Annotated in this window: 6 protein-coding genes; 5 read left to right on the top strand and 1 reads right to left on the bottom strand. The window is 71.4% G+C overall.

The window, feature by feature from the left end; translation table 11 throughout:
* Positions 1 to 141: 141 nt before the first annotated feature.
* From D7V93_RS32865 to D7V93_RS32850, 4 genes are all read left to right on the top strand, one after another.
* The gene (locus tag D7V93_RS32865) at positions 142 to 582 is read left to right on the top strand and encodes a hypothetical protein (RefSeq protein ID WP_120534847.1); all 441 of its coding nucleotides are present in this window, start codon (positions 142 to 144) and stop codon (positions 580 to 582) included.
* A 140-nt stretch (positions 583 to 722) separates the two neighbouring features.
* Positions 723 to 1,844 carry a molecular chaperone DnaJ gene (dnaJ, locus tag D7V93_RS32860; protein WP_120647144.1) on the top strand — a complete coding sequence of 374 codons (1,122 nt, stop codon included), beginning with the start codon at positions 723 to 725 and terminating at the stop codon, positions 1,842 to 1,844.
* Between the two features lie 201 nt (positions 1,845 to 2,045).
* Positions 2,046 to 4,181: a penicillin-binding protein activator gene (locus D7V93_RS32855; RefSeq protein WP_244237661.1), complete on the top strand. Its 2,136-nt coding sequence runs from the start codon at positions 2,046 to 2,048 to the stop codon at positions 4,179 to 4,181.
* Complete coding sequence (locus D7V93_RS32850; RefSeq protein ID WP_120647142.1) at positions 4,178 to 5,827, top strand: aspartyl protease family protein; 1,650 nt, start codon at positions 4,178 to 4,180, stop codon at positions 5,825 to 5,827. Before D7V93_RS32855 ends, D7V93_RS32850 begins: the two co-directional genes overlap by 4 nt.
* On the opposite strand, the gene D7V93_RS32845 is transcribed toward D7V93_RS32850, so the two are convergent.
* Positions 5,821 to 6,513 carry a ferredoxin reductase domain-containing protein gene (locus tag D7V93_RS32845; protein ID WP_120647141.1) on the bottom strand — a complete coding sequence of 231 codons (693 nt, stop codon included), beginning with the start codon at positions 6,511 to 6,513 and terminating at the stop codon, positions 5,821 to 5,823. The genes D7V93_RS32850 and D7V93_RS32845 overlap by 7 nt on opposite strands.
* A gap of 55 nt (positions 6,514 to 6,568) precedes the next feature.
* Here D7V93_RS32845 and D7V93_RS32840 point away from each other — a divergent pair, with 55 nt between their 5' ends.
* Positions 6,569 to 7,354, top strand: coding sequence for a transglycosylase domain-containing protein (locus D7V93_RS32840; RefSeq protein ID WP_120647140.1), 786 nt, complete (start codon positions 6,569 to 6,571; stop codon positions 7,352 to 7,354).
* Positions 7,355 to 7,493: the final 139 nt, after the last annotated feature.

The raw sequence follows: 7,493 nt of genomic DNA, 5'->3' as shown, positions 1-7,493 counted from the left end.
GTCACCGAGCTGACGGTGGCGTCCAAGTGAAAGGGAGGGGGCGGCGGACGTGCCTGCCCGCCTGCTCCACGGCCGGTCAGGGGGCGCCTGTGCCCGGCTGCGTTGCCGCATCCCACACATGCGGACAGCTTGAGAGGCGCCATGGAAACCAACTCCGAAAAAGAAGTCCTGTTCAACCCCGGCTGCGAGTCGGTCGTGGATGACGAAGAGCGTCGCCGTCTGCTCTGGTTGATGGCCGAGTACTTCCGGACCATCGGTTACTCCGACATCAAGGCCCGGCTGCCGGGCTTCATGCCGCCGCCCGTGCTCTCCGGCACCATCGAGGATCACCGGCCGGACTTCACGTGCCGTCAGTCCGACTCGGCGCGGACGCCCATCATCCTGGAGATCGTCACGCCGGGCATGGTGGATGATCCCACCGCGGAGAACCGCTGGAGCCTGCTGGCGAGCGCCGCCAAGCTCTACAACGCGGAGCTGCACTTCGTGGTGCCCAAGTGGTCCTCCCAGGGACCCGTCGACCCGGCCCTCAAGCGCCGCCTCTCCCGCATGGAGCTGACGGTCAACCGCGTCTGGACGGTGTAGCCACCGCCGCTTCGTCGGAGCTCCGTCGGAGCGCGGGCATCGGTTCCGGGCCTGGATTGCTGGCGTGTTTCGCTGCGTTATAGTGACTCGCAATTCCCACGCAGCGTAGAAACGCCAGCAATTTCCAGGGGTTCGATTCGATGGCAGCGGCCACAGGGCAGAAGCGCGACTACTACGAGGTCCTGGGCGTCCAGAAGACCGTTACGGCGCAGGACCTGAAGAGCGCGTTCCGCAAGGTCGCGTTGCAGTACCACCCGGACCGGAACCCCGGGAACGCGGAAGCCGAGGACAAGTTCAAGGAGGCCTCGGAGGCCTACGAGGTCCTGAGCGATCCGGAGCGCCGCCAGAAGTACGACCGCTTCGGCCACGCGGGCAACCCCTTCGGGGATGCGGGCGGCGGCTTCCAGGGCGTCAACATCAACGACATCTTCGGAGAGATCTTCGGAGACATCTTCGGGGGTGCGGGCGGCCGGGGTCGGCGGCAGACGAGCCGGGGCGCGGACCTGCGCTACAACCTGGAGATCTCCTTCGAGGAGGCGGCGTTCGGCTGCCGTCCGAAGGTCACCATCCCCCGTCCCAAGAAGTGCGACACCTGCACCGGCTCCGGCAGCAAGAGCGGCGCGGCGCCCCGGCAGTGCGCGGCGTGCGGCGGCAGCGGGGAGCTGCGCTACACGCAGGGCTTCTTCGCGGTGTCCCGGCCCTGCAGCGACTGCGGCGGCACGGGCGCGACCATCCCGGATCCGTGCCCGAAGTGCCGGGGCTCGGGGAAGATCCCTTCGGAAGAGGTCATCGAGGTCGCCATCCCGGGCGGCGTGGACAACGGCACGCGCGTGCGGCTGGGCGGCATGGGTGAGCCGGGCGACCGGGGCGGCCCGCCGGGTGACCTGTACGTGACGGTCATCGTGCGCGAGCACCCGCTGTTCCAGCGCGAGGAGTACGAGGTCTTCTGCGAGGTGCCGGTGTCCTTCACGCAGGCGGCGCTGGGCGCGAAGATCGACGTGCCGACGTTGGACGGCAAGGTGAAGATGACCATTCCGCAGGGCACCCAGTCCGGCAAGGTGTTCCGCCTGCGCGGCAAGGGCATCCCGCACCTGCACAGCCAGCAGCGTGGAGACCAGCACGTGCGCGTCATCATCGAGACGCCCACGGAGCTGTCCTCGAAGCAGCGCGAGCTGCTGGAGCGCTTCGCGGAGGTGTCCGGCGAGGAGACCCATCCCCAGTCGAAGACCTTCTTCGACAAGGTGAAGGAACTCTTCGGCTAGGCCGTCCGGCAGGCGTGCGTTCCGGGCCGCGCATGGTGCGGTTCGGAGGCCACGGGCGGGGTGGGCGCACGGGGTTTCCCCTCGGGAGACCCCGGGTAACGCGCGCGGGCATGCGGGGTGCACTGAAGCGGACGTTCCAGGGGAATCATCCCCCCGCTCAAGTGTCGACGGAGCCTCACCCGCGCTGCTATGCACCCCGCCATGGAAGTCCTCTCCGCATCGCGCCGCGCGCTCGTCGCCGCGCTGGCCCTGACGTTGACCGCCTGTCCCAAGGCGCCCTCCCAGACGGATGGCCGGGATAACCCCGTGGGCGAGCCCTCCGGCCGCCCCCGCGTGGAGGTGAAGTCGGACGCGACCGCTGACGCCGCGCTCGCCCAGGCCCGCGCCGAGTCCCAGGCCAACCCGGACAAGAAGAAGGCCGCGGAGGCGTACCTCGCCGTGCGCAAGGCGTACCCGGCCACCACCGCCGGCCAGGACGCGCTCTACAACGCGGGTGTCCTCTTCTTCGAGGCGAAGGACTACGCCAACGCGCGCAAGACCTTCAACGAGCTCATCTTCGAGAACCCCCTCTACGACCAGGCCGAGGACGCCAAGCACAAGATGGCCCTCTCCGCGATGGAGGTGGGCGCCTACCGCGACGCGTACCAGACCCTCACCAGCCTGGCCGAGCGCGCGGAGGGCGCGCAGAAGGACCAGCTCCTGAAGGAGGCCGCGCGCGCGGCGGAGGGCGCGGGGCTGTACTCGCAGGCGCTGTCCACGGCGGTGAAGGAAGCCGGCGACGCCCAGACGCCCGAGGACAAGGCCGCCGCAGTGGCGAAGGTGGAGAAGCTGGTGGAGGGCCGCGCGGACTTCCTCGACGTCGCGCGCGCGCAGGAGGGCCTGTCCCCCTCCAACCCCGCGTGGCCGGTGCTCCAGTTCAAGCTGGCGCGCATCTACTACCACCTGCGCGACTGGACCCGCCTGGAGGAGACGCTCCAGCGCTTCCTGCGCGACGCCCCGGACAGCAGCTTCGCGCCGCAGGCGAAGGAGCTCCTGGCGCGCGCCACCCGCCGCGTGGAGGTGCGCCCGCGCACCGTGGCGGTGCTCCTGCCCATGACGGGCCGCTACCAGCCCATCGGCGAGGCGGTGCTGCGCGGCGTGAAGCTGGGCCTGCAGGGCAGCGACATCGAGCTCGTGGTGAAGGACACGCAGGGTGACGTCAACAAGACGGGCCAGGCGATGGAGCAGCTCGCGTTCGACGACGGCGCCATCGCGGCGCTGGGACCGCTGCTGGTGGACGACACCAAGCGCGCCGCGCTGCTGGCGGAGGAGCTCCAGGTGCCGCTGCTGACGCTGAGCCGTCAGGAGGGCATCACGGACATTGGCCCGTACGTCTTCCGCAACATGCTGACGAACTCCGCGCAGGCGCGCGCCATCGCGGACTACGCGATGAACGTGAAGGGCTACAAGAAGTTCGCGGTGCTCTACCCGAACATCCCCTACGGCGTGGAGCTGGCGAACGAGTTCTGGGACGAAGTGGTGGCGCGCGGCGGCGCGGTGCGCGGCGCGGAGGCGTACACGCACGACCAGACCACGTTCACCAGCGAGGCCAAGCGCCTGGTGGGCCGCTACTACCTGGAGGACCGCGGCGACTACGCGGAGGCCGTGCGCGACGTGCAGGGTGAGAACATCACGGACGCGTACCGCCGCCGCAAGGCGATGGAGAAGGCCCGCTCCGGCGTGGACCCCATCATCGACTTCGAGGGCCTCTTCATCCCGGACGACTGGCGCCGGGTGAGCCTGGTGACGCCCGCGCTCGCGGTGGAGGACATCGTCACCAACGCGTGCGACCCGCGCGACCTGGAGCGCATCCGCAAGACGACGGGCAAGAAGGAGCTGAAGACCGTCACGCTCTTCGGCACCAACCAGTGGAGCAGCCCCAAGGGCCGCTCGGGCCTGCCGGAGCTCCTGGAGCGCGGCGGCAAGTTCGTCACCTGCTCGGTGTACGTGGACGGCTTCTTCGTGGACTCGCAGCGGCCGGCCACGCAGAAGTTCGTGAAGTCCTACCGCGACGCGTACAAGGAAGGCGGGCGCGACCCCGGCCTGCTGGAGGCCATCGGCTACGACTCGGCGCGCATGGTGCGCCAGGTGCTGGACAAGCAGCGGCCCAACACGCGCGCGGCGATGCGCGAGGCCATGGCGGGCCTGAAGGACTTCGACGGCGCCACCGGCCGCACCTCGTTCAACGACAAGCGGGAAGCGGACAAGCAGCTGTTCCTGCTGTCGGTGGACAACAAGGGCGTCAACGAGATCAACGTCGACAAGGAGAAGGCCGCCGTCCGCGGCTCGGGTTCATGAGCCCTCGCGCCGGGGGCTTCCTCCTCGCGGGCGTGCTGGGCCTCACGGGCTGCGCGCATGGCCCCACGGGCCTCACGCCGGACACGCTGACGCGGCTGTCGTCGACGCCGGGGGGCTACCTCTCCGGCCCCGTGGCGGGCTTCGACGGGGCGCCCACCGTCCTCAACCGCAAGGACTTCATCTGGGCGCTGGACTTCGCGCCCCGGGGCGGACGCGTCGCGTACACGCGCCTGGGCCTCAAGGCGTACCACGTCTCCGTATGGGGCCTGGACGCCGGGGCCGCGAAGCCCGCGGAGGCGCCGGTGCTCCTGGCGGATCCGGAGGTCAACGCGCAGCAGTTCGACCTGGAGGGCGTGGCCTTCTCGCCGGACGGCGCGCTGGTGGCCACGGTGAGCCGCAGCGGCGCGGTGCAGCTGTTCGACGCGGCGACGGGCGCTCGCAAGGGCGCGCTCGCCACCGAGGAGCCGCTGGTGTCGGTGGCCTTCCACCCGGATGGCCGCTGGCTGGCGGTGGGCAGCGCGCAGGGGCTGGTGTCGGTGCTGTCGGCGCCGGGGCTCGCGTTCGGCGCGGAGGCGCGGCTGCACGCGGGGCCGGTGAGCGCGCTGTCGTTCGGGCCGGACGGGACGCTGTACTCGGGCGGCTGGGACGGCCACGTGCGCGCGTCGGACACGCCGGAGCAGTCCTTCACGCCGGACGTGGCGCGCACGCACTTCGAGCGGCGGAGCGGCTTCGCGGTGGTGCAGGGCAGCGTGGATGGCGGGCCGCCGGTGGTGCTGGCGCTGGACTCGCGCTCGCCGGTGGTGGTGCTGACCACGGCGGCGGCGACGGCGTCCGGCATCGACGTGGCGTTCCTGAAGGACACCGTCACCGTGCCCGGCGCGCTGGGCACCACGGTGGCGCGGCTGGCGCGGGGACGCACGCTGCGCTTCAAGGCGCTCACGCTGTCGGGCCTGGACGTCGCGGTGTGTGACGCGTGCGTGCCGCAGGGCAGCCAGGGCCTGCTGGGCGTGCCCTTCAGCGAGCGCGTGGACACGGTCTTCGACGAGACGACGGCGGAGGCCATCCTCACGCTCAAGGGTGGCGCGCCGGAAGGCACGGCCCCGGTGGTGGCGCGGGGGCTGAAGCCGCGCTCGGACTTCACCTTCCCGGCGCACGTCAACGACGTCACCGTGGACGCGCGCGGCCAGCGCCTGGGTGTGGCCTTCAGCGAGGAGCCCGCGGAGCGCAACCGCAAGGTGTACGAGCGCGAGCGCAAGGGCATCGAGGAGCCACAGGGCCCGTGGAACGCGGGCGCGCTGGTGGACGCGGGCTCCGGAAAGGTGCTTCGCAAGTGGGAGGTGCACCACGGCGTGGTGGCCTCCGCGGCCATCTCCCCGGATGGCCGCTCGCTGGCGTCGGGCGGCTGGGACAAGCGCGTGTACCTCTTCACGGAAGGCGAGCCGCAGCCGCGGGGCGAGCTGGAGTTCGGCTGGTCCGTGCGGCGCGTGCGCTTCGCCCCGGACGGGCGCCGCGTGGGCGTGGCCGCGTGGACGCCGCAGAAGGCCACCGGCAGCCAGGAGAGCGACCCGGCGGCGGTGCTGGTCGGCGTGCGCTATGCGTCGCCCGCCGTGGAGGCGCGCGGGGCCCAGGCTCCGTCGGCTCAGTAGTTGAGGAACACGGCGCTCCGCGGCACGCCGCGCTGGCGCAGGTGCTCCATCACGCCCTGCACCATCTCCGCGGGGCCGCACACGAAGGCGACGGCGTTCTCCAGCGGCTCCTCGCCCAGGTGCGCCTGCACGTAGCCGGTGAGGCCCTGCCAGCCGCTGGCGCCGGGCTGGCTCACGGTGCGCACCACGCGCATGTCGCCCGCCTGCCACCGCTCCAGCTCGCCCGCGTACGCGAAGCTGCCCGGGGTGCGCGCGCCGAAGTACAGCGTCACCCGGCCGTAGGCCGCGCGCTCCTGGTGCACGCTGGCGATGACGGGGCGGATGGCGGAGATGCCGGAGCCGCTGGCGAACAGCAGCAGGTCGTGGCCGCGCGCCTTCTCCATGGGGAAGCCGGGGCCCTCCGGACGGGTCACCTCCACGAGCGTGCCCGTGGGCAGGTGCAGGAGCGCGGAGGGCAGCGCGCCGTCGTCCTTGAGGAGGAACTCCCACTGCGTGCCGTGGGGGGCGGGCGGCGAGGCGATGGCGAAGATGCCCGGCGGCTGACCGGGGAGGCGCAGGCGCACGTACTGCCCGGGGTGCGCATGGGTGCCCACGAGGGGACCGTCGCCAATGTCGAGCACCAGGTCGGTGAGGCCATCCGCGGCGGGGGCGCGGGCGGTGACGGTGGCGGTGTGCCAGTCGCTCATGGGGGCTTTCTAACCGGTCCTCCTGACACGTGCCCACCCTGGTAGAGTCGCGCGCGTGAAGACCGTGTTCTGGCTTGTCATGTTCCTGGTCGGCCTGGCCGGCGTGGTGATTCCGCTCACGTACCTGTACACGGCCAGCAAGCTGCCGCGTCTGGAGAGCGAATTCGACGTCGAGAGCCAGCTGCGCCACCGCATCGAAGGCGACCGGATGAGCATCCTGGCCGGCCGCATGGACCAGGGCCGGAAGGACCGCTCGTCGGTGGCCTTCACGCGGCCCGACTTCTCGCGGATGCCCAAGGACTTGGTGGCGCTCTACATCCGGCAGATGGACTGCCCCACCTACTTCCAGACGCCGCGCGAGGACGGGCGGGCCTGGGCCTGGCGCCTGTTCGTCGGCGTGACGATGGGCAGCTCGCCTCCGGGCGACGGGGCCTGTGAGCGGCGGCTCGCGATGCGCATCGCGCGGGAGATTGGCATCGAGGGCACGCTGGCGCTGTCGGTGGCGGCGCACCGGCTGCACGCCTTCTTCCAGAAGGACCAGCTCATCGCCTACGAGCTGTCCACCCTGCGCTTCGAGCGCGGCGTCATCGGCGTGGAGGACGCGGCGCGCAAGCTCTTCGGCCGCGACCTGGGGGAGCTGCAGCTGTCGGAGCTGGCGGAGCTCCAGCTCGCGCTGCCGCCCTACGGCTATTACAGCGACCTGAAGGCGTGCAAGAACGCGGGCCTCATCCGGCAGAACCGCGACATGCTGTTGCAGGACCTCGCGGGGTACGCGCTGGTGAGCGAGGAGCGCGCGCGCAACGCCATCGCGCAGCCGGTGGCGTGCCTGTCGGTGAAGTAGTCCCCGGGGCTGGGGCGCGCTCTAGCGCCGCACCTCCGCGGGCACCTGGGCGAGCCAGCCCACCTCCAGCGCGGCCCACAGGCCCAGCAGGATGGCCTCCGCGGCGTCGTGGCGCAGGGACGTGGGGCGCTGCGCGTGG

The sequence above is a fragment of the Corallococcus llansteffanensis genome (assembly GCF_003612055.1).
GTDB lineage: Bacteria > Myxococcota > Myxococcia > Myxococcales > Myxococcaceae > Corallococcus > Corallococcus llansteffanensis.
The sequence above is the reverse complement of the archived record's forward strand: the minus strand, read 5'-3'. Positions and strand labels throughout refer to the sequence as shown.

What these genes read in the sequence shown, in the direction of transcription:
- D7V93_RS32865 (WP_120534847.1), top strand. Translation starts at nt 142, where the DNA reads ATGGAAACCAACTCCGAAAAAGAAGTCCTGTTCAACCCCGGCTGCGAG.
- dnaJ (WP_120647144.1), top strand. Translation starts at nt 723, where the DNA reads ATGGCAGCGGCCACAGGGCAGAAGCGCGACTACTACGAGGTCCTGGGC.
- D7V93_RS32855 (WP_244237661.1), top strand. Translation starts at nt 2,046, where the DNA reads ATGGAAGTCCTCTCCGCATCGCGCCGCGCGCTCGTCGCCGCGCTGGCC.
- D7V93_RS32850 (WP_120647142.1), top strand. Translation starts at nt 4,178, where the DNA reads ATGAGCCCTCGCGCCGGGGGCTTCCTCCTCGCGGGCGTGCTGGGCCTC.
- D7V93_RS32845 (WP_120647141.1), bottom strand. Translation starts at nt 6,513, where the DNA reads ATGAGCGACTGGCACACCGCCACCGTCACCGCCCGCGCCCCCGCCGCG.